Raw genomic sequence first — 26,392 nt, forward strand, 5'->3', positions numbered from 1 at the left:
CGTGTGCGCCCCCCGCCACTGCCCTCGTCCCACGGAGGGAATCCGTTGTGTTTCCGGAGGTTCGGGGAAGCCGAGTGAGGACCGAGACACCAGACAAGGGGTGTCTATTACGGAAATCCCGTGATTTTTTGTCAGGGGGTCGCGGTCAAATCCCCCGGTTGGCCCCCAGCGCATGGGGAGAGGGGAGGGCAGGTGATGCAACGGCTCCGGGCGCGCGCCCGCGAGCCCGACCCACCGGATCCGGAAGGGGCTTGTCAGGGTCCCCAGGTGGGCGCGGTCGTACCGCAGGTGCTCTCCCTTCGGGGCCCGGCGCGGATTGAGCGGTCCAAGGAGCACAGCCATGAAGTCTTTCCTGTTGGTCCCCAAGGAGTCCATCGAGACGCAGGCCCGGCCCGGAGTGCGTGGCACGGCGCAGGGCGAGCGCGTCCTCAGCCGCAGCACCGCGCTGCGCTTCGGCGCGGCCCAGAAGGCACCGGATGCCCTCACCGCCCTCGGCCTGCGGTCAGCCACGCTGCCCGGCGTGAAGCCGGAGGTCAGCGGCCAGGCGCAGCGCGGGCGCAAGGGCGCCCGGGGCAGGAAGGCCAGCGACGTCGACGCCACGCCCATGCCGGGCGCGCCCGTGACGGAGCAGGCCGGCACGGAGGCCGGCAGCTACCGGTTCATGCCGCTCATCGGCGCCACCATGGCGCACTTCTACTCCCAGGACGCGGAGAAGGCGGCCCGGGGTGAGCTGGCGGAGGAGTTCGAGTTCATCCCGGACGTGGTGCCCCTGTCCTTCCCCGGTCCGGTGTCCGCCGGACAGACGGGGCCGCGCAACCGCGGCATGAGCTCGCTCGCGCAGCGCGAGTGGCCTGACGAGTCCGGTGTCCCCCTGGCGCACGCCCAGGGCATCCGGGGCGCCGGCGTGATGCTGGGCATCCTGGACACCGGCGTGGACGCGGACCACCCGGAGCACGCGAGCAAGACCATCCAGTTCCGCTACGTCTCGCTCTTCCCCAACTCGCCGCACAACCCGGCGCGCGACGTGCGCGGCTTCGACCCGGACGGCCACGGCACGCACGTGTGCGGCATCGCCGCGGGCGTGCACCACGGCGTCGCGCCGGAGGTGGACCTGTACGCCGCGTCCGTCATCGAGTCGGAGACCATCCGCACCAGCCTGGGCCGCGTGGCCGCCGGCATGGAGTGGCTGCTGCACCAGTTCAGCCGTCCGGAGAACGCGTCGCGTCCCGCCGTCGTCAACCTGTCGCTGGGCTTCCCGCTGCAGCCGCCTCCGGGCATCTCCGAAGCGGACTACCTGCTCAACCAGCGCGCGCTGCAAGCCATGCTGCGTCGGCTTCTGGACAGCAACATCCTGCCCATTGTCGCGGCGGGTAACAGTGGACCCGACACGGTTGGTTACCCAGCGGCCTTTCCCGAGGCCCTGGCTGTGGGGGCAGTCGACTTCGAGCGCAACGTGGCCACCTTCTCCGCCAGCGGCTCCGTGGGGCGTCGGGTCGTCCCTGACGTCATGGGCTACGGGGTGAATGTGTATTCGTCTACTGAACGCCGCTGCAACAATCAGGCGTTCTATGAACGAATGAGCGGCACAAGCATGGCGGCGCCATATGTCGCGGGAATCGCGGCGCTGTATCGTTGCCGTGCCCCTGACTTGACGGCATTGGAAGTGAGAGATTTGATTCTGGCCAATGCCATCAAGCTTCCTCGCTCGGCGAACCACCGGACGGGGAAGGGCCTGGCTGTTTTCAGGTGACGCGGTAGTTGCCGGGGCCGGTGCCACGTGAGCACCGGACCTGGGGAGGATGTGGCCATGAGCAGGAAGAATGGCGTGCCGGGCGGACCCCAAGACATTTCGGCCCGGATGTCCTCCGTTGCCGCCGTGCGTCCGCTGCCGGGCAGCGGAGGCACGGTGCGTTCGTTGCCGGGCTCTGGCGGCCTGGAGCGTGACGCCCAGCCGGGCGGCGACATCGACGTCACGGTCATGCCCCGGGAGTCGGCCGCGCCGAAGAGCACCTCCGCGTCCTCACGGGCACCCCTGCGTTCGCGCGCGGACCTCTACAAGGAAGGCCAGGCGGAGAACGCCCGCTTCCGCGAGAGCTTCATGCGCTGGCTGGAGGCACACCAGTTGGTGGGCGCCGTGCGCGCCATGAGTGAGCCGGGCGGTTCCCTGCCCATGCTGCACCTGAGGTGCGCCCCGCGCGTGCTGGACCAACTTCGTCGCGCGCCGGAGTTCGAGGCGGGCACGATGATGCCGCTCGAACAGCTGTACTAGGCCCGCCCCACCGCGCTTGCCTCCCGTCACCGGCCCCACGCCCCGTTGAACCGACGCCGGAGCTGCTTCTTCCTGATTAACCTAGAAACTCAGGATTGTAGCCGCCTGATGCCATTGAACGGGGGGACCAGTGCGCTGTCTGGGATTGGACGGTGTCAGTCCACCCGCGCCCGGGGGCGCGGATGGCGCCTGACGCGGCCTAGAAGTTGTGGCCGCCGTCCACGTCGATGGTGCGGCCGTTGAAGTAGTCGCACTCCACGATGAACTTCACGGCCTGCCAGATGTCCTCCGGCTCGCCGATGCGGCCCACCGGGATGGCGGCCACCAGCGCGTCGCGGGCCTTCTGGTTCATGCCCTGCGTCATGGGCGTCTCAATCATGCCCGGGGCGATGGCGCCCACGCGGATGCCGAACGGCGCGAACTCGCGCGACCAGGTGACGGTGTTGGCGGCGAGCGCGGCCTTGGCGGACACGTAGTTGGACTGGCCGCGGTTGCCGTGCCGCGCGATGGACGACATGTTCACGATGACGCCGGGGCGCTGGTCCGTCTCCACCATCTTGGTGACGACCTCGCGCACCATCAGCGTGGCGCCGGTGAGGTTCACGCCGATGACGGCGTTCCAGTCCGCCGTGGACAGCTTCTTCACCTGCCCGGTGGTGCGGTCCTTCTTCACGAGCAGCGCGTCGCGCAGGATGCCCGCGTTGTTGATGAGGCCGTTGAGGCCGCCCATGGCGCCGTGGGCCCACTGCACGAAGTCCGTGACGTCCTGCTCGCTGGACACGTCCAGCTTGCGGCGGTGGATGCCCGCAGGCAGCGCCGCGAGCTTCTCCTCGTTGACGTCGCCAACGGCCACCTGGCCGCCCGCCTCGTGGATGCGCTGCGCGAAGTGCGCGCCCATGCCCTGCGCGCCGCCGGTGACGATGATCTTCAGGTCCTTCAGCTGCATGTGCCTCTCCTGGGCGTCTGGAAAAAACGCGCGCAGGGTACGCACACCGCGTGGGCGCTGGCCAGCGCCGCGGAGGCTGAAACCTGAATCAAGCTTCAACTTCTCATGAGGCCCGGACCCCGACGCGGTGCGTTGGGGTCCGGAGTGCCGGAGCTACAGGGCGTCAGTGCCTACAGCGCATCAGAGATGACGGCGCCCAGCCGCTTCATGCCCTCGTTGATGAGGTCGGGCGGGCGGTTGGAGTAGTTCAGCCGCATGAACTGGGGCTTCTGGTCGTTGGCGAAGAAGGGCGCGCCGGGGACGAAGGCGACCTTCTGCTCGACGGCGCGGGGCAGGAGCGTGGCCGCGTCCAGGCCCTGGGGCAGCTCCACCCAGAGGAACATGCCGCCGTCCGGCCGGGTCCACTTCGTGCCCTTCGGCATGTGGGTCTCCAGCGCGGCCAGCATCGCGTTGGCGCGCTCGGCGTAGATGGGCATCAGCGCCTGGATGTGGCCCGCGTAGTCGAACGTCTCCAGCAGGCGCGCGGTGGCGCGCTGGGCGAGCGTGGCGGTGTGCAGGTCCGTGGCCTGCTTCGCGATGGTCAGCGACTTGAGGAGCGCGCGGGGCCCCGTCACCCAGCCCAGGCGCAGGCCGGGGGCCAGCGTCTTGGAGAAGGTGGACAGGGACAGCACCACGCCCTGGTCATCCAGCGACGCCAGCGACGGCAGGTGCACGCCCCTGAAGCGCAGCTCGCCGTACGGGTCGTCCTCCAGGATGACGAAGCGGTGCTCCTGGGCCAGCCGCACCAGGGCCTTGCGGCGCTCCAGCGACAGGGTGGTGCCCTTGGGGTTCTGGAAGTTGGGGATGACGTAGAGCAGCTTCGGCACGCGCTTCTTCAGCAGGGCCGCCAGGTCGTCCGTGTCCATGCCGGCGTCGTCGCTGCGCACGGTGGCGAACTCCACCTCGTAGCCGCCGAAGGTCTGGAGCGCCGCCAGGTAGCTGGGGTCCTCCACCACCACCAGGTCACCCGGGTCGAGCAGGATCTTCCCCACCAGGTCCAGGCCCTGCTGCGAGCCGCTGGTGATGAGCACCTGGTCCGCGTGCACGTGCTGGCCCTTGCGGCCCAGGTGCCCGGCGATCCACTCGCGCAAGGGCGCGAAGCCCTCCGTGGTGCTGTACTGGAGCGCGGGGCGCCCCTCCCGGGCGAAGGTCTCCTCGAACGCCTTCGCGATGACGTCCACGGGGAAGAGCTCCGGGGCGGGCAGGCCACCGGCGAAGGAGAGGATGTCCGGGCGCTCGGCGATCTTGAGGATCTCCCGCACCGCGGACGTCTTCATCCGGGACATGCGCTGGGACAGCCGGTAGGCCGGAGGAGGGGGCAGGGGTGCACTCATAGCGTCCGCGCTCATGTTCATTCTCCGTTCAACAGCTCATCGGGGACACGCACGTGCGTGTCTTCCTTCAAGGTCGACAGGACGATGGTGGTGCTCGTGCGGGTCACACCTGGAATGGTGCGCAGCGTCTCCACGAGCAGCGAGTCCAGCGTCCGCGTGTTCGCGGTCTTCACCTTCAAGACGTACGAGTCCTGCCCCGCGACCCGGTGGGCCTCCAGCACGTCCGGCAGCTCCGCCACCTTCCGCGCGAAGCCCTCGAAGTGCTTGGGGTGCTCGATGCTCACCCCGATGAAGGCGGTGATGTCCTTCCCCAGCTGCGTCGCGTCCACGCGCGCCGTGTAGCCGGTGATGACGCCCTTCTCCTCCAGCTTGCGGATTCGCTCCGCCACCGCCGGCTGGGACAGCTTCACCCCACGTGACAGCTCCAGCTGCGTGGCCCGGCCATCGCGCTGAAGCATGTCCACGATGCGATAATCCAGGGCGTCCATGGGGCTTTGGACCTTATTTTTATAGGCGGACTTGGCAGTGCGCGGTGAAGTTATATGCACTTGGCCCCAAGTGCAAGTCCGTTTGCACGCAAAATGATTAAGGCCGGTGGATCGTCCTCCACCCGACCTCCCGAGTCCCCAGGCAGTCAGGCGGCGAGGTGTTTGACGCCTCGCGTCCGTGTCTGTCTTTGACGCAGGGAGCCATCCATCCGCTTTTGACAGGGCGGTCGGCCGGGTGCTACCCGTCCTGAAAGATGAATCGCCCTTCAACTTCAGAACGCGTCCCCGTCACGCCGCGCGGTCAGCGGACGCGGCAGAAGTTGTTGAAGGCCGCGGAGGCGGTGTTCGGCGACAAGGGCTACGAGCGCGCCTCCATCGCGGACCTCACGCGCAAGGCCAGCGTCGCGCTGGGCACCTTCTACGTGTACTTCCCGGACAAGCAGTCCATCTTCGTGGAGGTGGTGGACGAGCTGGGCGCGCGCCTGCGCCGCCTCATCGCGGAGTCCACGGCCGCGTGCACCACGCGCCTGGAGGTGGAGCGCGAGGGCCTGCGTGCCTTCTTCCAGTTCGTGCGCCAGCACCCCAACCTCTACCGTGTCGTGCGGCAGGCGGAGTTCGTGGACGCGGACTGCTACCGCCGCTACTACGACCGCTTCGCCAAGGGCTACGTGCGCGGCCTCCAGCAGGCCATGGAGGCCGGCGAGGTGCGCCGCATGGATCCGGAGGCGCTCGCCTACTGCCTGATGGGCATTGGCGACTTCCTGGGCATGCGCTGGGTGCTCTGGGAGGAGGACATGGGCCTGGAGCGCGTGCTCGACACGGCGATGACGCTGCTGTCCCACGGCCTGCCCCCGGACGCGGGCGCCGCGCGCACCCATCTGCAGGCGGTCCCTCCCCCGAAGGCAGCAGCGAAGCCGTCGAAGCCCAGCCCCCCGAAGTCGAAGCCGTCCCCCCGCCGTCCGTCACGCGGTCCCCGGAGCTGAAACACCGTCATGCGTTACGCGAACATCCTGTCCACCGGCCGCTACGTCCCCGAGAAGCTCCTCACCAACGCCGACGTGGAGAAGATCCTGGGCGAGAAGGTGGACGAGTGGCTCCAGCAGAACGTGGGCATCAAGCAGCGCCACGTGATGGCGGACCACCAGGCCACCAGCGACCTGGCCGTGGCCGCCGCGAAGGAGGCGCTGGCCCGCGCGAAGGTGGACCCCAAGGAGCTGGACCTGGTGCTCGTGGCCAGTGACACGCCGGACTACCTCTCCCCCGGCACGTCGTCCGTGGTGCAGGCCAAGCTGGGCGCGGTGAACGCGGGCACGTACGACATCAACGCCGCGTGCGCGGGCTGGGTGACGGCGCTGGACGTGGCGTCCAAGACGATTTCGTCGGACGACAGCTACCAGCGCATCCTGGTGGTGGGCGCCTACGGCATGACCCGGTACGTGAACTGGAAGGACAAGAAGACCTGCACGCTGTTCGCGGACGGCGCGGGCGCGGTGGTGCTGGGCGCTTCCGACAAGCCGGGCTTCCTGGGCGCGAAGCTGCTCGCCAACGGCGAGTACCACGACGCGCTGGGCATCTACACCGGCGGCACGAACCGGCCCGCCACGGCGGAGACGCTGGCGCTGACGGACGGCAAGCCCGCGGTGCAGTTCGTGCGCAAGTTCCCCTCCACGTTCAACACCGAGCGCTGGCCCATCCTGCTGGACACGCTGCTCAAGCGCGCGGACCAGACGCTGGACGACGTGAAGCTGTTCGTCTTCACGCAGCTGAACCTGCGCACCATCGAAGCCACGATGAAGGCGCTGAACCAGCCCATGGAGAAGGCGCACTACACGATGGACAAGTGGGGCTACACGGGCTCCGCCTGCATCCCCATGACGCTGGACGACGCGGTGGTGCAGGGCAAGGTGAAGAAGGGCGACCTGGTCGCCTTCTGCGCCAGCGGCGGTGGCCTCGCCATGGCGTCCGCCCTCTACCGCTGGACGGCTTAGTCCCCCCCATACCCCGCCTCATTCAGACAGGAGTTCTTCGCATGTTCATCGGGGACTGGATGGGGCGGGGTGCCCTCTACTGGCCGGACGCGGTGGCCGTGGTGGACGTGGCCCGCGGGGCCGCGGGCCGCTTCACCTACCGGCGGATGAACGCGCGCGCCAACGCGCTCGCGGGCTGGCTGCGGGACGTGGCGGGCGTGCAGCGCGGCGACCGGGTGGCCATCGTCGCGCACAACGGCGTGGAGTACCTGGACACGCTGTTCGCGTGCGGGAAGCTGGGCGCCATCTTCGTGCCCTACAACTGGCGGCTGCACGCGGCGGAGCTGACGGAGGGCGTGCGCGCCATCCGCCCGCGCGTGCTGCTGTTCGGGGACGACTTCAAGGACGCGGTGGCCCAGGTGCGCGAGCACGTGGGTGACGGGCTGCGCCTGGTGTCGCTGGAGGCGCAGGGCTTGCCCGGCGCGGATCCGTTCGAGGCGGCCGTGGCGTACGCGCCCGCGGCTCCCGTGACGAACGGCGCGGTGAGCGAGGAGGACATTCTCTGCCTGCTCTTCACCGGCGGCACCACCGGTCGCTCGAAGGGCGCGAGGATTTCGTACCGCATGGTGGCGTGGAACACGCTCAACACGCTGGTGCATGAAATCCGTCAGGGCGACGTGACGGTGACGCACACGCCGCTGTTCCACACGGGCGGGCTGCTCGTCTACACGCTGCCCCTGCTCACCGTGGGCGGCACCGTGGTGCTGATGCGCCGGTGGGACCCGGAAGAGATGCTGGGCCTGGTGGCGAAGGAGAAGGTGACGCTCTTCTTCGCGGTGCCCACGCAGTACCAGCAGCTGATGGACTCGCCGCGCTGGAGGGGGACGGACTTCTCCTCCGTGCGCTTCGTCACCAGCGGCGGTGCGCCGCTGCCGGTGCCGCTGCTCCAGGCGTGGCAGGCGGTGCACCCGGTGCCCTTCAAGCAGGGCTTCGGCATGACGGAGTTCGGCCCGGGCATCTTCAGCATGGGGCCGGAGTTCGCGGTGTCCAAGGCGGGCTCCATTGGCCGGCCCAACTACTTCATCGACGCGAAGCTGGTGGACGACGCCGGCCACGCGGTGCCGGTGGGCGGGGTGGGGGAGCTGGTGCTGAAGGGGCCCTCCATGTGCTCCGGCTACTTCGAGGACGACGCCGCCACGAAGGAGGCCATCAGCGCGGACGGCTGGTTCCACACCGGGGACCTGGCGCGCGTGGACGCGGAGGGCTTCTTCACCATCGCGGGCCGCAAGAAGGACATGTTCATCTCCGGCGGAGAGAACGTGTACCCGCTGGAGCTGGAGTCCGTCCTCTACGAGCACCCCGCCGTGCAGCAGTGCGCGGTGGTGGGCGTGCCGGACGCGAAGTGGGGCGAGTGTGGCCGCGCCTACGTGGTGCTCAAGCCCGGGGCCGAGGCCTCGGCGGAGGCGCTGCTGGAGCACCTCAAGGGCCGGGTGGCGCGCTTCAAGGTCCCCAAGCGGGTGGAGCTGGTGAAGTCCCTGCCGGTGTCTCCGGCCGGAAAGATTCTCAAGCGCGAGCTGCGCGAGGCGGCCATCGCCGCTGACGCGCGGGCCGCTTCGTGACGCACGGATTTTCCTCTTTCACGCAACGCAACCAGGAGCGCGCACATGGCTGATACATCCAGGAAGGTCGAGATCCGGGACATCCCCACGCAGCGGCTCCGGGTGCGCGCGCGGCTCGTGGGCGAGGAGGGCTTTCCCGTCATCTTCGTGCACGGCAACTGTTCCTCGTCCGCGTTCTTCGAGTCGCTGATGAAGACGCTGCCCGAGGGCTTCCGGGGCATCGCGCCGGACATGCGCGGCTACGGGCACACGGAGGCGAAGACCATCGACGCGACGCGCGGCATGCGCGACTTCGCGGATGACCTGGTGTCGCTGATGGACACGCTGTCGCTGAAGCGCGCGGTGTTCGTGGCGCACTCGGCGGGCGCGGGCATGGTGATGCAGCTGTCCATCGACCACCCGGAGCGCGTGGCCGGCCTGGTGGTGGAGGCGCCGCTGTCTCCCTACGGCTTCGGTGGCACGAAGGACGCGGACGGCACGCCGTGCTGGGTGGACTTCGCGGGCTCTGGCGGCGGCACGGCCAACCCGGACTTCGTGCAGCGGCTGAAGACGAAGGACCGCTCCACGGAGTCGCAGACGTCGCCGCGCAACGTGATGAACGGCTGCTACGTGAAGCCGCCGTTCCGCCACCCGGACGAGGAGATGCTCCTGGACTCCGTGCTGGACACGCACGTGTCGGACGAGCTGTACCCGGGCAACTTCGCGAAGTCGCCGAACTGGCCGGGCGTGGCGCCGGGCACCACGGGCATGAACAACGCCATGGCGCCGGCCTACTATAACACCTCCTCCTTCGCGGCGCTGACGAAGGGGCCGGACGTGCTGTGGATCCGCGGCGCGGACGACGCCATCGTCTCAGACACGTCCCTGTTCGACTTCGGCTTCCTGGGCAAGCTGGGCGCGGTGCCCGGCTGGCCCGGGGAGGAGAAGTACCCGCCGCAGCCCATGGTGTCGCAGATGCGCAAGGTGATGGAGCGCTACGCGGCCAACGGCGGCCGCTACCGCGAGGTCGTCCTCCAGGACACGGGCCACAGCCCGCACCTGGAGAAGACGAAGGAGTTCCACGACCTGCTCGTCCCGTTCCTGCAGGAGCACGCCCGCTAGTCATTCCTGACGCGCGGTGAGGCACGCGAGGCCTTCCGGGGAGACCCTGGGGGCCGTCGTGTGTCCCGTGTGTCCACTCTCAGTCGCAGTTCGCTGTCGCCGCACCCTTCACCCAACCGGAGGTCCGCATGCGAAGCACCTGGAGTTTGTCGCTCACGGCCGCATTGCTGATGGCAGGTTGCGGGGCCGAGCCGCCCGCGGAAGCACCCCAGGCGCAGGAGTCCGTCGGTACGGCCGAGGCGCCGCTGGACGCGGACCTGGCGCCGTACTTCGACGCCATCCCCACCTTCACGGGCAACTACCGGGTGGTGGGCACGTACACGCCGCCCTCGTGGTCGTGGGGGCAGATTGAGCTGTTGGAGGGCAAGCAGCGCTTCCGCACGGAGTACTACAACCCGCGCACGCTGAAGCTGCGGGACCAGGACACGTTCCAGTCCAGCGACTACCCGCTGAAGACGTACTTCGGTTCGCTGAACCAGCAGCTGGTGAACGCGTTCAACCTCTACTACGGGAACAGCTGTGCCACGACGACCGGGGCCACCTGCCCCACGCCCGGCCCCACGAAGCCGGAGGCGCGCTTCGTCCTCCTGCACAAGGGGCGGGCCACCGCGGCGCGCACCTGTAACGTCAACCTGACGCCGACGCTGCTGGTGCACGGCGCCATCCAGGACGCGAACGTCTGGCTGTTCCCCAACGGCAATAACGGTTCGGGCAACACCTACGGCGGCGCGGCGCAGCTGACGGGCATGGTGCAGGACCTGGAGTCGAAGAACCGCTGCGTGTACGCGGTGACGTTCGGCTCGTTCCACGGCGACAACTTCAACCACGCCATCCACGTGGCCAACGCGGTTCAGCGCATCAAGGCGCTGCACCCGGGCGTGGCGCGGGTGGACGTGGTGGCGTGGAGCAAGGGCGTGCTGGCGGTGGACCCCTGGATGGCGAACGCGGCCACGTGGGGCGGCTTCAGCACGACGCGCTTCTTCGAGCGGCTGGCGAAGGAGCAGGCGTCGCAGGTGCCGGCGTATGACGACTCGGTGCGCGTGTACGTGCCGTTGTCCGGACCGCACAAGGGCATTGACCTGAACTTCCGCCACCCCATCCACACGCTGACCATCGCGAGCACGGCCTCCAACGCGCCGGTGGGCCGTGGCCCGATGCCGTGGACGTACTTCTCCGCGTTCCAGTGCGTGACGTTCGGGTACGACGTGCCCTGGTTCAAGAACCCCTACGCGGAGAGCGTGTGCGCGGGTTCCGGCGGCGTGTGGACGGACTACTTCCGCCGCATCTACCTGTCGAACATCACGGGCCTGTCCAGCACGGGCACGCCGGTGTCCAGCAGCACGCTGCAGACGCTGAACACGAACCAGGGGCTGTCCGCGTCGTCGTTCAAGTTCGACGACTACAACATGAGCCTCTTCGGCGCGGTGAACGACAGCGGCAAGTACGTGACGGCGTACCCGGGCCAGCTGCAGGCGGCGTATGACCTGCGTGGCACGTACCCGATTCCGGACCGCAGCGCGTCCGCGTGGGACAACATCGATCCGGACGAGAACCGCTACTTCCCCTGGCTGGACACGAAGCTCATCTACAACCCGTACAACCCCTGGGTCGCCGCGGGCTACATGGCGTCCAGCGACCACCGCGTGTGCCGCACGACGGCGTTCGACCCGGTGGGCTCGCCGTGCTTCGCGTACCACGCGTACAACACGAACCAGAACCGTGAGGCGTACGACTCGCTGATGTACGGCAAGTACCGCATCATGGACGGCCTGGGCATCAACGCGGCCATGGAGATGGGCGGCAAGTTCATCACGCGCCTGGCGGAGCATGGCCTGGATTCGCGCCTGCCGTCGCTCTACGTGCTGTACGGCACGGCGGGCGGGGCGACCCCGTTCGAGACGGACGGCATGACGTCCACCACGTCCGCGCTGCGCAGCGACGGCGTGCTCTTCGAGGCGAGCATCGCGGCGATGACCCAGCTCACCCAGGGCTGGACGTCCACGAAGAAGGCCGCGGACGCGAAGCAGGAGGGCATGGCCTTTGACCACCTGAGCATGGGCATCACCCCGGCGGTGTGGAACAAGATCTCCCAGCACTTCGTTTCGCGGGATTGATGACGTAGGAACCGCCGGGCATGCCCATCGTCCACGACTGGCTGGCCCGGCGGGCTTCGCTCGCCCCGGAGCGCACGGCGCTCGTTGATTCGCTCCGGGGTGGGCGGCGCATCTCGTGGGCGGAGTGGAATGACTCCGCCCACCAGACCGCGCTGCTGCTGCGCGACCTGGGCGTGGGCGTGGGAGACCGCGTCTCCGTGCTCGCCTACAACGGCGTGGAGACGCTGGACCTCGTGTTCGCGTGCGCCAAGCTGGGCGCCGTGCTCCAGCCGCTCAACTGGCGCCTGGGCGTGGAGGAGCTCCACGGCCTGCTCTCCGATGCCGCCCCCTCCGTCGTCTGCTTCGGACCGGAGTTCCGCGCTCAAGTGGACGCCCTGCGCCCCCGGCTCCCGGCGCATTGGGTCTGCCTGACGGATCCGCTCTTTTCCTCCCGTGACGAACTGTCCGGCGCGCTGCCCTCCGTCGAACTGGAAGCGGATGCTCCCTGGGTGCTGTGCTCCACCGGCGGGAGCACCGGGCTGCCGAAGTCCGCCGTGCTCACGCATGGCTCGCTCACCGCCAATGCCGTGAACACCATCGTCAGCTGGGGCCTCACCCAGGACGACGTGGCGCTGCTCAACGCGCCCCTGTTCCACACCGGCGGCCTCAACGTCTTCACGCTGCCGCTGGTGTACGCGGGCGGTGCCTCCGTCGTGTGCCGTGCCTTCGACGTGGCGCAGTGCTTCGACCTCATCGACTCGGGCTCCGTGAACCTCGTGTTCGGCGTGCCCACCATGTTCATCGAGATGCAGCGGCATCCCCGCTTCGAGGCCATGGACTTCTCCCGCCTCAAGCTGCTCATCAGCGGCGGCGCTCCCTGTCCCGCCCCCGTCTTCGAGCGCTTCTTCGCCCGCGGCATCGCCTTCCGCACCGGCTACGGCCTCACCGAGGGCGGCCCCAACAACTTCTTCCTCCCTGACGCCGTCATGCGCTCCCACGCGGGCTTCGTCGGCGTGCCCCTCTTCCACGTCGAAGCGCGCATCGACGGTGAACTGCGCCCCGGTGACGTGGGCGAGCTGCTCCTTCGCGGCCCCCACCTGTGCGCCGGCTACTGGCGCCGCCCGGAGGAGACCGCCCGCGCCTTCGCGGACGGCTGGCTCCACACCGGCGACCTGGCCTCCCGCGATGCCGACGGTCTCTTCCGCATCGAGGGCCGCGCCAAGGACCTCATCATCTCCGGCGGCGAGAACATCCACCCCGCCGAGGTCGAGAGCGTCCTCGCCGGCCACCCCGACGTCGCCGAGGTCGCCGTCATCGGCGTCCCCGACCCGAAGTGGGGCGAAGTCCCCCGCGCCCTCGTCGTCCCCAGGCCCGGTGCGGCACCCGCCCTGGAGGCGCTGACGGCCTTCTGCTCGGGCCGGCTCGCCCGCTACAAGCTGCCCCGGACGCTGCGGCTGCTGGAGGCCCTGCCTCGCACCCCGGCGGGCAAGGTGGACCGGCGGGCGCTCACCCGGCTGCACGGCGAGCCCTGAATTTCCGTCCGTTGCGGCCGTCCCCCTGGAACCCCCCGGGATGTGCCGCCGGACCTCCGTTCGTAATATTTCGTCATGGGCCCGTAGCCCCCTGGAAATGTAGGGGTGGGAGGTTGCAGGTCGCGGCCCGGATGCGGTCCGCATCCTTCGCGGAGACCCGACCCATGGAGACGAACCCACGCCCCACGCCCTCCGAGGACGCCACCATCCAGGTGCTCCTCGTCGAGGACGATGAACGCCTGGCGCGGCTCACCGCCCGCTACCTCCAGGAGCACGGCATCATCGTCACCGTCTCCGCCTCCGGCACCGACGCGCTCCTCCAGACGTCCCGCCACACCTACGACGTCATCCTCCTGGACCTCATGCTCCCCGGCCGCGACGGCCTGGAGGTCTGCCGCGAGCTGCGCACCCGCACGGACGTCCCCATCATCATGCTCACCGCGCGCGGCGAGGAGGCCGACCGCGTCCTCGGCCTCGAGTCCGGCGCGGACGACTACCTGCCCAAGCCCTACTCGTCGCGCGAGCTGCTCGCCCGCATCCGCGCCCAGGTGCGCCGCGCTCGCGGCAAGGTGGGCCCCACCAGCCACCCCGTGCACGCGGGCCGCCTGGTGCTGGACCCGCGCAGCCTGAGCGCGTCCCTGGACGGCAAGCCGCTGTCCCTCACCACCTACGAGTTCAGCCTGCTGCGCGTGCTGGCCGAGCGCGCCGGCCGCGTCCTCAGCCGTGAGCAGCTGCTCGACCTGGTGAAGGGCAGCGCGGACGAGGTCTTCGACCGCTCCGTGGACGTGCACATCTTCCGCCTGCGCCAGAAGCTGGAGGTGGACCCCCGCAACCCGCGCCTGCTCAAGACGGTCCGCGGTGCCGGCTACATGCTGGCCACCGGGACCGAGGCGGAGCCGTGAAGTTCTTCCGCCTCCCCATGGGCCTGCTCCCCCGCATCTACCTGGTGGGGGTCATCCAGATCCTCCTCGTGGGCGTGTCGCTCATGCTCGCGCGCGACCTGTTGCGCAACGAGTCCTGGCGCAACCGCTTCGACGACGAGCTGTCCTACTTCGTCGACGAGTGGTCCGCCCTGCGCGACAACCCCGCGGAGCTCCAGGCGTCGCTCGAACGCGCCCAGCAGCGCATGGGCATGCGCGTCACCCTGCGCGCCGCGGATGGGACGCTGCTCGGCAACACGCGGCCAGAGCCCGCGCCCGCCCTCGGCCCCGAGGAGCTCTCCTCCGTCACCTCACGCGTCACCCGCAGCGGCCCTCGCGGACCCATCCCCGGGGTCGGTGGCGGCCCCGGCCGCATGCTGGTGGTGAGCCCCTACCCGGGCCCCATCCAGGTCTATGCCGCCGTGTCCCTGCCCCCGCCGCCCCCGCCGCCGGACGGTGACCGGCAGACGGCCATCATCGTGGGGCTCGTGCTGGCGTGTACCGCCATCACCTCCGTCGCCTTCGCGCGCACGCTCGCGGGCCCGCTGGAGAAGCTGGCGTCCGCGGCGCGCGCGTTTGGCGCCGGGCGGCTGGACGTGCGCGCGGGCCTGCGCCGCAAGGACGAGCTGGGCCTGGTGTCCGAGGCCTTCGACGAGATGGCCGGCCGCATCACCCAGCTCCTGCGCTCGCAGAAGGAGCTGCTCGCCAACGTGTCGCACGAGCTGCGCACGCCGCTGTCCCGCATCCGCGTGGCGCTGGACCTGGCCGCGGAGGGCGACGCGCAGACGGCGCGCGAGCTCTTGCCCGACATCACCGAGGACCTGTCGGAGCTGGAGCGCCTGGTGTCGGACGTGCTCACCACGTCCCGCCTGGAGCTGGTGACGGATGGCGCGAGCGGCGTGCCTCCCTTGCGCCTGGAGCGCGTGGACGCGAACGCGCTCCTGGACAAGGCCGCCGCCCGCTTCCACACCGCCCGGCCGAAGCACCGGCTGGAGGTCCAGGTGGACGGCACGCTGCCCGCGCTGGAGGCGGACCCCGTGCTGCTGCGGCGCGTGTTGGACAACCTGCTCGACAACGCGGGGAAGTACTCGGAGCCCGGCACCACCGTGAAGCTGCACGCCCGCGCGCAAGGGGACAGCCTCCAGGTGGACATCCAGGACCAGGGCATTGGCATCGAGTCAGAAGACCTGGCGCGCGTGGGCACGCCCTTCTTCCGCACCGACCGCAGCCGCGCCCGCACCACCGGCGGCGTGGGCCTGGGGCTGGCGCTGGTGCGCCGCATCCTGGAGGCGCACCACGGCCGCCTCACGCTGGAGAGCCAGCCGGGCCAGGGCACCACCGCGCGCGTCGTGCTCCCCGGAGTGGGAGCGGCGCAGACGCCGGACGGCCGCCTCGCCGTGGGTCATCTTTCGTAATAGAGACGAGATTCGCCGAAACATTTCAAAACGTAGATAAGGGGCATGAAGGCCTTGAGCGAGATTCCGCGGGAAGCGCCGGCCCTGGCGCCGGTGGAGCTGGATGAGGACGAGGGTCGCAAGCGTGGCGTTCCGCGCTGGGCCTGGGTCCTGGCGGTCCTGGTGGTGGCGGGCGCGGCGGTGTTCTGGCGCATGCGCGCCGGGAACCCGGCGGACGCCGTCACCTACGAGACGACCCCCGCCGAGGCCCGGAAGCTCACGGCCAAGGTGACGGCCACCGGCACCGTGGCGGCGCTGGTGACGGTGCAGGTCGGCAGTCAGGTCTCCGGCCGCATCCAGGAGCTGATGGTCGACTACAACTCCCAGGTGAAGAAGGGGCAGGTCATCGCCCGCATCGACCCGCAGCTGGTGCAGGCGGCGCTGGACCGGGCGAAGGCGAACATGACGGCCTCGCGCGCGAACCTCCAGAAGGCGCGCGTCAACGCGGACGTGGCGAAGAAGCAGGCCGTGCGCTCGCGCGAGCTGCGCGCCCAGCAGTTCATCTCCCAGTCCGAGCTGGAGACGGCGGAGTCCGCCGCCGCCAACGGGCAGGCGGAGGTGACGGCCGCGGAGGGCTCGGTGGCCCAGGCGCAGGCCGCGCTCAACGAGGCGGAGGTGAACCTCAAGTACACGACCATCGTGTCGCCCACGGACGGCATCGTCATCTCGCGCAGCGTGGACGTGGGCCAGACGGTGGCCGCGTCCCTCCAGGCGCCCGTGCTCTTCACCATCGCGGAGGACCTGCGCAAGATGCAGGTCAACACCAGCATCGCGGAAGCGGACGTGGGCAAGCTGCAGCCCGGCCAGAAGGCCACCTTCACCGTGGACGCCTTCCCGGGGGAGACCTTCGAGGGCGTCATCCGGCAGATCCGCAACGAGGCCATCACCGTGCAGAACGTGGTGACCTACCTGGCCGTCATCGACGTGCCGAACCCGGACCTGAAGCTCAAGCCGGGCATGACGGCCAACGTGACCATCGTCACGCAGCAGAAGGACCAGGCCCTCTCCGTGCCCAACACGGCCTTGCGCTACCGCCCGGCGCCGCCGCCGGACGCGGCCGCGCGGGCTCCGGCACCGCAGGCCCCGGCCGGCATGCGCACCGTCTATGTGCTGCGCCGCCAGCCGGAGCAGAAGCCGCAGCCCGTCGCCGTGCACGTGCGCACCGGCATGACGGACGGCACGTTCACGGAGGTGGTGGAGGGGGAATTGAAGGCCGGCGACCGCGTCATCACCGCGGCGAACTCTCCCGCGGGCTCCACGCCCTCCGCGGCTCCGTCAGGCGGCGCGAGCCCCCTCGGTGGCGGGGGCGGCGGCCGGGGCATGCGCCGCGGCTTCTAGGCGCGCGCGGCCGTTCCAATCACAGTCATCTCCACAGGCATCGCGGGCAGGGGAAGGGACAGAGGCAGACCGATGGACGCGGACACGAAGCGGGCACCCCCCGTCATCCAGCTCAACAAAGTGGCGAAGGTGTACAAGTCCGGCGACGTGGAGGTGCGGGCCCTGCGCGGCGTGGACTTCACGGTGGAACCGGGGGAGTTCGTCTCCATCATGGGCTCCTCCGGTTCGGGCAAGTCCACGCTGATGAACATCCTGGGCTGCCTGGACCGCCCCACCTCCGGTGAGTACCTGCTCAACGGCCGCGAGGTGGCCCGCCTGGACCGCGACGGCCTGGCCCGCGTGCGCAACCGCACCCTGGGCTTCGTCTTCCAGAGCTTCAACCTGCTGGCGCGCACCACCGCGCTGGAGAACGTGGAGCTGCCCATGCTCTACGCGGGCGTGCCATCCAAGGAGCGCCGCGCCAGGGCGAAGGAAGCGCTGGAGCGCGTGGGGCTGGGGGCCCGGTTGGACCACCACCCGAAGCAGCTCTCCGGCGGTCAGCAGCAGCGCGTGGCCATCGCGCGGGCGCTGGTGGGGCGGCCTCGCGTCATCCTCGCGGACGAGCCCACGGGCAACCTGGACTCGCGCACCACGGTGGAGGTGATGGCGCTGTTCCAGCAGCTGCAGAAGGAGGGCATGACGCTGGTGCTGGTGACGCACGAGCCGGACGTGGCCGAGTACACCCAGCGCATCGTGGTGGTGAAGGACGGGCGCATCGTGAACGACAGACGCCAGACGCCGAACCCGGCGGTGGTGCCCGCCGAGGAGGTGGGGACATGAACATCCTGGAGACGCTCGTCCTGGCGCTGCGGGCGCTGTTGCGCTCGAAGACGCGCTCGGTGCTCACCGCGCTGGGCATCATCATCGGCGTGGGTGCGGTCATCGCCATGGTGGCCATTGGCGACGGCGCGAAGGCCAGCGTGCAGAAGGTCTTCGACTCCATGGGCACCAACCTGCTCATCATCCTGCCGGGCTCGTCCAAGTCCGGTGGCGCGAGAGGCGGCTTCGGCAGCCAGCCCACCATCACCTGGGACGACCTGGAGGCCGTGCGCACGCAGTTGTCCACCGTGCGCGGCGCGGCGCCGGAGATGCGCTCCAACGCGCAGGTGTTCAGCGAGGACCAGAACTGGAACACCAGCATCATCGGCACCACGACGGACTACTTCACCGTGCGCAGCTGGACCCTGGCGAAGGGCGCGCACTTCACGGACGCGGACAACGAGGCGGGCGCGAAGGTGGCGGTGCTGGGCCAGACGGTGGTGGACAACCTCTACGGCAAGGGCTTCAACCCCGTGGGGCAGGTCATCCGCATCAACAAGACGCCCTTCACCGTGATGGGCGTGACGGCGCCCAAGGGCCAGTCGCCCGTGGGCCAGGACTTCGACAACACGGTGTTCGTCCCGGCCGTCACGTTCAAGCGGCAGGTGCAGGCGCAGAGCCTGGGCGCGTACATCACCGGCGCGGTGTTCGTGCAGGCGGCCAGCGCGGACCTCACGGCCAGGGCCCAGGCGGACGTGACGAACCTGCTGCGCGAGCGTCACCGGCTGGGCGAGGACGACGCCAACGACTTCGACGTGCGCAACCTGGCGGAGGTGGCCAGCGGCCAGCAGCAGAGCACGGAGACGCTGAGCCTGCTGCTCGCGGCCATCGCGGCGGTGTCGCTGGTGGTGGGCGGCATCGGCATCATGAACATCATGCTGGTGAGCGTCACTGAGCGGACGCGCGAGATTGGCGTGCGCGTGGCGGTGGGCGCCCGGCCGCGCGACATCCTGGCGCAGTTCCTCATCGAGGCGCTGACGCTGGCGGTGCTGGGCGGCATCATCGGCGCGGCCGTGGGCCTGGGCGTGGCGAAGCTGCTCGCCGCGCAGTTCGGCTGGCCCATGCTGGTCCGTCCTGACGTCGCGCTGCTGGCCATCGTGTTCAGCGGCCTGGTCGGGGTCGTCTTCGGGCTGTACCCGGCGCGCAAGGCGAGCCTGTTGGATCCCATCGATGCACTGAGGTACGAGTGATGCGCGCGCTTCCGTTGACGCTTTCGTTGTGTGTCCTGCCCGTGGTCGCGGGGGCCCAGACGCCCCAGGCCCCGGCTCCGGCGACGCCCGTGACGCCCCCGGCCGTGCAGCAGTCCCTGTCGATGTCCGCCGCCGCCGAGGGGCGCGTCATCACCCTGGCGGACGCGGAGGCCGCGGCGCGCCAGTACCAGCCGTCGCTGCGCTCGGCGCAGGCGAGCACCGACGCGGCGTACGCCCGGGTGGATCAGTCCTTCTCCAGCTTCCTGCCGCAGGTGAGCGCCAACGCGGGCTACACGCTGGGCACCAGCAACCGGGCCGTCATCCAGAACGTGCCGGGCAGCGACACCGGCGTGGTGTCCAACTCCACGCGGCGCTTCAGCGGCAGCATCTCCGCCAACCAGCTCATCTACGACTTCGGCAAGACGTCCGGCCGCTACAACGCGTCGAAGGAGTCGGCGGGCGCGCAGGAGAACTCGCAGCAGCAGGTGCTCCAGGACGCGCTGCGCAACGTGCGCGCGGCGTACTTCAACGTCCTCACGCAGAAGGCCCTCCTGGGCGTGGCGCGCGAGACGCTCCAGAGCGAGGAGGCCCGGCTCAACCAGGTGAACGCGTCCGTGCAGGTGGGCTCGCGGCCGGAGATTGATTTGCTCCAGCAGCGCACCGCGAAGGCCAACGCGCAGGTGGCGCTCATCCGCGCGCAGAACGCGTACGCCACCGCGAAGGCGCAGCTCAACCAGACCATGGGCGTGGAGACGGCCACCGACTACACCGTGCAGGACGTGACGGTGGCGGCCATCGCGGGCGAGGACGAGGTGCTGGACGCGCTGGTGAAGCGCGCGCTGGAGGCCCGCCCTGACGTCGCCGCGCGCGAGCGGCAGATTTCCGCGCAGGAGTCGCAGGTGAAGGTGACCAAGGCCGGCCACCTGCCCTCCTTGAGCGCCTCGGGCAACCTGTCCGACGTGGGGGCGAACCCGTTCAACGACGCCACGCTGAGCGCGCAGGGCGGCATCCAGCTGAGCTGGGCGCTGTTCCAGGGCGGGCTCGTCAACGCGCAGACGCGCGAGGCCAACGCCAACCTGCGCGACCTCCAGGCGCAGAAGGACGCGCTCCGGCAGCAGGTGCGGCTGCAGGTGGAGCAGGCCCGGCTCAACGTGGTGGCCACGCGCGAGGCGCTCACCGCCGCGGACGAGGCCCAGGTGAACGCGCGCGAGCGGCTGCGGCTGGCCGAAGGGCGCTACCGCGCGGGCGTGGGCAACATCATCGAGGTGAGCGACGCGCAGGTGGCCTTCACCAACGCCGCCGCCCAGCAGGTGCAGGCGACGTACGACCTGGCCACCTCCCGCGCGGAGCTGGCGCGCGCCCTGGGCACGGTGGAGTTGACCACCCTGGCCTCGGGGTAGTGACAGCGGTGTCTCTGGACGGCACTGAAACATGAGCCAACCCTGAAGGGTGGCAGTGGCGGCAGGACGCTCGAACACCGTAGGAAACGGCGGGTCCAACGTCGTGGGTTACCTCCGGTCAAGCCTGGAAACACGCGGTGCCGCACCCACCGGAGGCTGTTTCCAGAGGGCGCTCCGTCTCAAAAGAGCCATGGGTGTCGGGGTTGCCCGGACTCCGAAAGTCCACCTCCCGCGCAGCGACCCTATGGGTGAACAATGGGAGGCTGACCCGGCAAGTTCTGTCTGTCTGCCTCTATACGTCCTATGCCGTCGGCCAAACGTTTCGGGTCGGCAAGCAAAGGCATGGACAAGAAACTCGCAACCACCATCGGCGCATCCGCACGGGTCGCCCGGGGCCGCATGGAGCTTACGCAGGCCGACGTGGCCGAGCGAATCGACGTGGCCACGGAAGTGTACGGCCGCCTGGAGCGCGGCGGCATGCTCCCCAGCGTCCAGACCCTGCTGAAGCTGTGCCACGAGCTGCACGTCTCCGCGGACGAGCTGCTGGGGCTCGCGGCGCAGGGCGCTCCGCCGTCGCGCGCCAGCGAGGCCCCGCCGCCCACGCCGGAGCGTCCGGAAGTGCGCCGGCTGTTGCGCAGCGTGCGTCAGCTGGACCCCGCCCAGGTGAAGCTGCTGGGCCTGGTGGCCAACGCGCTGACGCGGCGGTAGCCACCCCCATTCCCGCTTTCAGAGGTTCGACAGGACGCGATCCAGGTCCGCGGGCCGCACCGGCTTGGTGAGGTGCACGTCGAACCCGGCCTTCAGGGCCTGCTGGTAGGCCTCCGGGTCGCCGTAGCCACTGAGCGCCACCAGCCGCAGCCCCTGCCCCACGCGCGCGCGCAGCGTCCGGGCCACCTGGTAGCCGTCCAGCCCCGGCAGACCAATGTCCACCAGCGCCAGGTCCGGCGCGTGCTCCAGGGCCAACGCCACGCCCTGCAAGCCGTCCTGGGCCACCGCCACCTGGTGACCCCACAGCTCCAGCAGGTCGCGCATGGACTGGCGCGCGTCCGAGTTGTCCTCCACCAGGAGGATGCGCCGCGCGCGCCGCGCGTCCACGAGGTTCGTCCCGGTCGTCCGGGGGACGCGGTCTTCGGCGAGCAGCGGCAGCCGCACCACGAACTCGCTGCCCTGGCCCGGGCCGCCGCTGGTGGCCTCCACGGTGCCGCCGTGCATCCGCACCAGCGTGCGCACCAGGGTGAGGCCAATGCCCAGGCCCCCGCGCGAGCGCTCCAGGGACGTGTCCGCCTGGGCGAACAGCTCGAACATGGCGGGCAGCTTCTCCGGCGGGATGCCGATGCCGGTGTCCTTCACCCGCAGCACCGCGTGCGCGTTGCCGTCCACGCCCTCCTGGAACAGCTCCACGGTGACGCTGCCCTCGTCCGTGTACTTGGCCGCGTTGTCCACCAGGTTGGTGAAGACCTGCTCCAGGCGCGTGGCGTCACCCTCCAGCCACAGCGGCGCGCGGGGCAGGTGGACCTCCAGCTTCAGGCCTCGGGACTCCACGCGGGGGCGCAGGATGGCGAGCAGCTGCTGGAAGGTCGCCGTGAGGCTCACCGGCTCCTTGCGCAGCTCCACCTTGCCCCGGGTGATGCGGCTGACGTCCAGGAGGTCATCCACCAGCCGCGCCAGGTGGTGCGTCTGGCGCTGGATGATGCCGTGCATCCGCGCTTCCTTGGTGTCCGAGGGCGCCTTGCGCTCCAGGATGCCAATGGCCGTCATGATGGCGGCCAGCGGGTTTCGCAGCTCGTGGGCCAGCATGGCCAGGAACTCGTCCTTGCGCCGGTCCATCTCGATGAGCTGATCCGTGCGCAGCCGGGCCTGCTGCTCCGCGTGGCGCAGGCGCAAGAGCGAGCGCACCGTGGCGATGAGCTCCGAGGGCTCGTAGGGCTGGGTGAGGTACGCGTCCGCGCCGCCCTCCAGGCCCTGCACCTTCTTGTCCGGCGTGACGAACGTCGCGGACGTGTGCATCACCGCGATGGCGGCCGTGGCAGCGTTGGACCTCAGCCGCGCGCAGACCTCATAGCCGCTGATGTCCGGCAGCTTCACGTCCAGCACGATGACGTCCGGGCGGTGCTCCTCCGCCATGAGGAGCGCCGCCATGCCGGTGGCCGCCTCCAGCACGTGGTAGCCGGACATCTCCAGGATGCGGTTGACCAGGTAGCGGTTGGCCTCGTCGTCGTTGACGTTGAGGACCGTCGCCAGACGCGCCTCCTCAGCCACGGGGGTTCACCTCGCGCAGGTCCCGGTTCCCCAATCCCGCCTTGGACAGCGCGTCGCGGATGCGGGTGATGGCCACTTCGCGGCTGAGCGTGTGCTTGGCCAGGATGGCGGATGTCTCGCGCGCCAGCCGCTGGCGCTCCGGCTCCTGCAGCTGGTGGGAGGTGTGCAGGATGATGGGGATGTCGCGCGTGCGCGGGTCCGCCTTCAGCTCGTCCAGCACGTCGAAGGCGGTGATGTCCGGCAGCACGAAGTCCAGGAAGATGAGGTGGGGGGCGTGCTCGCGGGCGATGCGGACGCCCTCGCGGCCACTGGCCGCCTCCAGCAGCTGGAAGGACGTGTCCTTGAGCAGTTGCTTGAGCAGGTAGCGGTGCACGTCGTCGTCGTCGATGATGAGCACCCGCTCCACCGGCCCGATGCGCGCCATCGCCGTCAGCTTCTTCTGCAGGCGCTCCTCGTCCACGGGCTTGAGCCAGAACTCGTCCGCGCCCAGGGCGCGCGCCTTCTGCTCGCGGTCCGTCACGGTGACGACGAGGACGGGGATGTCGCGCGTCTGCTCCCCGTTCTTCATCTCCGCGAGGAAGCTCCAGCTCGTCTCGCCCTCCAGCATCACGTCCAGCACCATGGCCGCGGGGCGCACGCGCTGCATCACCTTGCGCGCCTCCTCCACGCTGCGCACGGGCAGCACCTGGAAGCCGGAGCGCGCCAGGTACTTCTCGTAGAGGAAGAGCGTCTGGCGGTCGTCCTCCAGCACCAGCACCGGGGCGCGCGAGGGGTCCAGCGTCGCGCTGCGCTGGGTGAGCCCCGTCATCTCCGACACCTCCGGGTGGACGCGCGGCAGGGTGATGACGAAGGTGGCGCCTTCCCCCAGCCGGCTCTGCACGGTGAGCGTGCCGCCCAGCAGCTCCGTCAGCTTGCGCGCCAGGGGCAGGCCCAGGCCGGTGCCCTTCACCTGCCGCTGCAGGTGGCTGTCCACCTGGATGAACTCCTCGAAGACGCGGTCGTGGTTCTCCGGCGCGATGCCGATGCCCGTGTCCTTCACGGTGAACACCACCGTGTCGAGCGGGCCCCGGGCCGCGGACACCGTGACGGCGCCGGACTCGGTGAACTTGAGCGCGTTGGAGACCAGGTTGCGCACCACCTGGCTGAGCTTGGCCTCGTCCGTCTCCAGCTCCAGGGACTCCGCCGGCTCCTCGAAGTTGAGCGCCACCGTCGAGTCCGGCGGCAACAGGGGCCGCGTCATGCCGCGCAGCGCGCTGATGAAGTCGGACGCGACGAAGCGGCTGTGGCGCAGCGTCGTCTTGCCGGACTCCACCTTGGACAGGTCCAGGAGGTCGTTGACCAGCTCGAAGAGGGACTCCGCCGAACCGCGGATGAACTGGACCTGCTTCTCCTGCTCCGGCGCGAGGCTGCCGTTGAGCGGGTTGAGCAGCACCTTGGACAGCCCGAGGATGGAGTGCAGCGGCGTGCGGAACTCGTGGCTCACGTTGGCCACCACGCGGCTCTTGATTTCAGACGCGCGCTGGAGGCTCTCCGCCTTCTCGTCCAGAGCGGCGTGCAGGCTGCGCACGCCCTTGTTGGACTCCTCCAGCTCGCGGTTGAGGCGGGCCAGCTCCTCCGCGCGGCGCTTGAGCTCGTGCTGCTGGCGCTCCGTCTCGCGGTGGAGCGCGGACAACTCTCCCAGCGTGGTGCTCACCTGGGTGAGCGCGGCGCCGTAGTCCTCCGGCACCAGGCTGCCCACCAGCGCGACGCCGCCTTCGTGTGGCCGGGCGCGGAAGGCGAACGTCGCGGGCTTGTGCTGGCTCTGGAGGATGAGCTCCCAGCCATCCACGGCCTCGTCGCGCGCCTGCACGAGCAGCTTCTCCACCTTGCTCTCACTGCCGTGGCTGGCCAGGCTCTTCAGCGTCTGGCCGGGCTTGACGCCCAGGATGCGCGCCGCTCGCTCGTCGCGCCAGACGACCGTGCCTTCCGCATCGCAGGCCAACGCCAGCTCGCGGCTGAGGGATTCGAAGATCCCGGAGGCGCGGTCGTCTTCCTTCATCATGAGTAGGTCTCCTCCCACGAATCGGGCGTTCGCGCGAGCAACGTCAGCGCTTCGGAATGTCCGTCCAAGGTCGCCTTCAAGGCGTCCAGGGTTTGAACAAGAGTCAGGGGGGAAAGGCCCCGCTGGGGCCAGAAGCCCGCGTACCACTGGAGATGGGCATCCCACAGGTCCGCACGACCCAGGGCGAGCGCATCCGAGAGATAGGACAGCTGGAGCCGCACCTCTTGTTCCAGGCGGGGGCGGCTTCCGGCGGGAAGCGGGCCCTCCGTTCGCCGGACGACCGCGCTGATGATGGCGGCGGCGTCCGACTCCACGGCGTGCGCGGGGCCTTCTTTGTAATGCAGGGCCTGGCGGGCGGACTGGACGTAGGTGTAGGGCAGGGAGTCCGGGCCGAAGCCCTGCGCCTGGAGCGCGCGGGTGAGCCCCTCGAAGTGCTGATCCAGGTGCAGCGAGCACATGCCCCGCGTGACGAGCAGGGTGCGCAGCCAGCGCGCGTAGTCCTCGAGGATGGCGGGGCGCGATGCGTCCAGCGCTTGCACGAGGTAGCGCACGTGGAAGACGGCGTCCTCGTCACCGAAGCGGCGGGCGCGCTGGAGGCCGTAGCGCGCGGCCCAGAACGGGTCTTCGTACAAAGCTTGAACAGAAGCGGACGCGATGGACGCGGTCCGCGCTTCCACCTGGAGGCTCACGTTCGGCATGGCGTCAGACCCCCAGGAGGCGGCAGGCGGAGGCGACCAGCTCGCGGACGCTCTTGCCGAGGAAGGACACGGCCAGCTCCTCTTCGAGAACGGGGCCCCAGTCGAAGGCGAGCCCGCCCACGGCGATGGGCAGGGACGGGGAGACGGCGCGCACCTTGCGCACGGCCTCGCGGACCTGGGGCATGTGGAAGGGCATGGAGACGGAGAGGGCCAACAGGTCGGGCGGGGACTCGCGCACCATGCGGGCCAGGTGATCCGCGGGCATGTTGGCGCCGAGGAAGCGCACGTCGAAGCCGGCCATCTCCAGGAAGTCGCTGGCCATGCGCGCGCCCACTTCGTGCAGCTCGCCCTCCACGCACGCCATCATCACGACCTTGCCGTTGGCCGGGTCGCGGGGCAGGTGGCGGTACAGGTGGGCCAGGACGTACTGGGAGATGGCGGTGGCCAGGTGCTCCTGGGCCACGGAGATGACGTTCTCCTGCCAGAGCCGGCCGATTTCGTACTGGGCCGCCTGGATGACCTCCAGGTGGAGCTCCTGGAGGGGCACGCCGCACAGCAGGCCCTCGTCCACGAGCAGGCGCAGGGCCTCCTGGCGGTTTCCGGAGAGCTGCGCGGCCAGATACCGCGCCCGCAGCGTGTCGATGGCAGGGGTCGTTTGAATCACGGGAGCGCGAGGCGGACGGGGCAGGGTAGAGGCGGTCCTGCTTTCGTTACACCCCGGAGCGTTCGCCCGCATCCGTAAGTGAACAATCCCCCGGTCCTGCGGATCGAACGGTTGCTTTCCTGCTTGCAGGTCAAGCGGACTCCCGGGTGGGGGAGCGGAAGCCGGGAGTTCCCGGCCCGGGG

General features: G+C 69.8%; 22 protein-coding genes. 15 read left to right on the forward strand and 7 right to left on the reverse strand.

Features of this window, described 5'->3' with window-relative positions:
- Nucleotides 1-340: 340 nt before the first annotated feature.
- Together D7W82_RS24220 and D7W82_RS24225 are read left to right on the forward strand one after the other, a co-directional pair.
- A complete protein-coding gene (locus tag D7W82_RS24220) occupies nt 341-1,750 on the forward strand; it encodes a S8 family serine peptidase (protein WP_120620615.1) in 1,410 nt (469 codons plus the stop codon).
- 57 nt (nt 1,751-1,807) lie between these two features.
- The gene (locus tag D7W82_RS24225) at nt 1,808-2,269 is read left to right on the forward strand and encodes a hypothetical protein (protein ID WP_120620616.1); all 462 of its coding nucleotides are present in this window, start codon (nt 1,808-1,810) and stop codon (nt 2,267-2,269) included.
- 199 nt (nt 2,270-2,468) lie between these two features.
- Here the strand turns inward: D7W82_RS24225 and D7W82_RS24230 are convergent, their stop codons facing one another.
- The 3 genes from D7W82_RS24230 to D7W82_RS24240 all read right to left on the reverse strand — a co-directional run bounded on the left by D7W82_RS24230 (nt 2,469) and on the right by D7W82_RS24240 (nt 5,076).
- Nucleotides 2,469-3,215 (reverse strand): SDR family oxidoreductase, encoded by a 747-nt coding sequence (locus tag D7W82_RS24230; protein ID WP_120591580.1) that lies wholly within the window; start codon nt 3,213-3,215, stop codon nt 2,469-2,471.
- Nucleotides 3,216-3,385: 170 nt separating this feature from the next.
- Nucleotides 3,386-4,603, reverse strand: a complete 1,218-nt coding sequence (locus D7W82_RS24235; protein ID WP_120620632.1) for a PLP-dependent aminotransferase family protein — start codon at nt 4,601-4,603, stop codon at nt 3,386-3,388.
- A gap of 2 nt (nt 4,604-4,605) precedes the next feature.
- Nucleotides 4,606-5,076: an Lrp/AsnC family transcriptional regulator gene (locus D7W82_RS24240; RefSeq protein ID WP_120620617.1), complete on the reverse strand. Its 471-nt coding sequence runs from the start codon at nt 5,074-5,076 to the stop codon at nt 4,606-4,608.
- Nucleotides 5,077-5,330: 254 nt separating this feature from the next.
- On the opposite strand from D7W82_RS24240, the gene D7W82_RS24245 reads away from it, so the two are divergent.
- The 13 genes from D7W82_RS24245 (at nt 5,331) to D7W82_RS24305 (ending at nt 21,256) form a co-directional block, all read left to right on the forward strand.
- Complete coding sequence (locus tag D7W82_RS24245; protein ID WP_120620618.1) at nt 5,331-6,059, forward strand: TetR/AcrR family transcriptional regulator; 729 nt, start codon at nt 5,331-5,333, stop codon at nt 6,057-6,059.
- 9 nt (nt 6,060-6,068) lie between these two features.
- Nucleotides 6,069-7,064, forward strand: coding sequence for a 3-oxoacyl-ACP synthase III family protein (locus D7W82_RS24250; protein ID WP_120620619.1), 996 nt, complete (start codon nt 6,069-6,071; stop codon nt 7,062-7,064).
- Nucleotides 7,065-7,105: 41 nt separating this feature from the next.
- Entirely contained in the window at nt 7,106-8,662 is a 1,557-nt protein-coding gene (locus D7W82_RS24255) for a long-chain fatty acid--CoA ligase (RefSeq protein WP_120620620.1), read from the forward strand.
- A 45-nt stretch (nt 8,663-8,707) separates the two neighbouring features.
- Nucleotides 8,708-9,763, forward strand: a complete 1,056-nt coding sequence (locus D7W82_RS24260; protein ID WP_120620621.1) for an alpha/beta fold hydrolase — start codon at nt 8,708-8,710, stop codon at nt 9,761-9,763.
- A gap of 128 nt (nt 9,764-9,891) precedes the next feature.
- Nucleotides 9,892-11,877 (forward strand): triacylglycerol lipase, encoded by a 1,986-nt coding sequence (locus D7W82_RS24265; protein WP_120620622.1) that lies wholly within the window; start codon nt 9,892-9,894, stop codon nt 11,875-11,877.
- A gap of 20 nt (nt 11,878-11,897) precedes the next feature.
- Nucleotides 11,898-13,388: a long-chain fatty acid--CoA ligase gene (locus D7W82_RS24270; RefSeq protein ID WP_120620623.1), complete on the forward strand. Its 1,491-nt coding sequence runs from the start codon at nt 11,898-11,900 to the stop codon at nt 13,386-13,388.
- Nucleotides 13,389-13,552: 164 nt separating this feature from the next.
- Nucleotides 13,553-14,290: a response regulator transcription factor gene (locus D7W82_RS24275; protein WP_120620633.1), complete on the forward strand. Its 738-nt coding sequence runs from the start codon at nt 13,553-13,555 to the stop codon at nt 14,288-14,290.
- Entirely contained in the window at nt 14,287-15,723 is a 1,437-nt protein-coding gene (locus D7W82_RS24280; RefSeq protein WP_120620624.1) for a HAMP domain-containing sensor histidine kinase, read from the forward strand. The genes D7W82_RS24275 and D7W82_RS24280 overlap by 4 nt, the downstream gene beginning before the upstream one ends.
- Before the next feature lie 45 nt (nt 15,724-15,768).
- The gene (locus D7W82_RS24285) at nt 15,769-17,100 is read left to right on the forward strand and encodes an efflux RND transporter periplasmic adaptor subunit (RefSeq protein ID WP_120620625.1); all 1,332 of its coding nucleotides are present in this window, start codon (nt 15,769-15,771) and stop codon (nt 17,098-17,100) included.
- A 72-nt stretch (nt 17,101-17,172) separates the two neighbouring features.
- Nucleotides 17,173-17,919 carry an ABC transporter ATP-binding protein gene (locus D7W82_RS24290; protein WP_120596566.1) on the forward strand — a complete coding sequence of 249 codons (747 nt, stop codon included), beginning with the start codon at nt 17,173-17,175 and terminating at the stop codon, nt 17,917-17,919.
- Entirely contained in the window at nt 17,916-19,148 is a 1,233-nt protein-coding gene (locus D7W82_RS24295) for an ABC transporter permease (RefSeq protein ID WP_120620626.1), read from the forward strand. The genes D7W82_RS24290 and D7W82_RS24295 overlap by 4 nt, the downstream gene beginning before the upstream one ends.
- Entirely contained in the window at nt 19,148-20,548 is a 1,401-nt protein-coding gene (locus D7W82_RS24300; RefSeq protein ID WP_120620627.1) for a TolC family protein, read from the forward strand. The genes D7W82_RS24295 and D7W82_RS24300 overlap by 1 nt, the downstream gene beginning before the upstream one ends.
- Nucleotides 20,549-20,890: 342 nt before the next feature.
- The gene (locus tag D7W82_RS24305; RefSeq protein WP_120559818.1) at nt 20,891-21,256 is read left to right on the forward strand and encodes a helix-turn-helix transcriptional regulator; all 366 of its coding nucleotides are present in this window, start codon (nt 20,891-20,893) and stop codon (nt 21,254-21,256) included.
- A gap of 18 nt (nt 21,257-21,274) precedes the next feature.
- On the opposite strand, the gene D7W82_RS24310 is transcribed toward D7W82_RS24305, so the two are convergent.
- From D7W82_RS24310 to D7W82_RS24325, 4 genes are read right to left on the reverse strand one after another with little or no spacing between them, the layout of a single operon-like run.
- Entirely contained in the window at nt 21,275-22,807 is a 1,533-nt protein-coding gene (locus D7W82_RS24310; RefSeq protein ID WP_120620628.1) for a response regulator, read from the reverse strand.
- Nucleotides 22,800-24,848 carry a hybrid sensor histidine kinase/response regulator gene (locus D7W82_RS24315; protein WP_120620629.1) on the reverse strand — a complete coding sequence of 683 codons (2,049 nt, stop codon included), beginning with the start codon at nt 24,846-24,848 and terminating at the stop codon, nt 22,800-22,802. Before D7W82_RS24315 ends, D7W82_RS24310 begins: the two co-directional genes overlap by 8 nt.
- Complete coding sequence (locus D7W82_RS24320) at nt 24,845-25,546, reverse strand: hypothetical protein (protein ID WP_120620630.1); 702 nt, start codon at nt 25,544-25,546, stop codon at nt 24,845-24,847. The genes D7W82_RS24315 and D7W82_RS24320 overlap by 4 nt, the downstream gene beginning before the upstream one ends.
- 4 nt (nt 25,547-25,550) lie before the next feature.
- Nucleotides 25,551-26,282: a B12-binding domain-containing protein gene (locus D7W82_RS24325; protein WP_233587909.1), complete on the reverse strand. Its 732-nt coding sequence runs from the start codon at nt 26,280-26,282 to the stop codon at nt 25,551-25,553.
- Nucleotides 26,283-26,392 lie beyond the last annotated feature (110 nt).

Origin of the sequence: Corallococcus sp. CA049B (genome assembly GCF_003611685.1) — a bacterium.
In the GTDB taxonomy this organism is placed as follows: domain Bacteria; phylum Myxococcota; class Myxococcia; order Myxococcales; family Myxococcaceae; genus Corallococcus; species Corallococcus coralloides.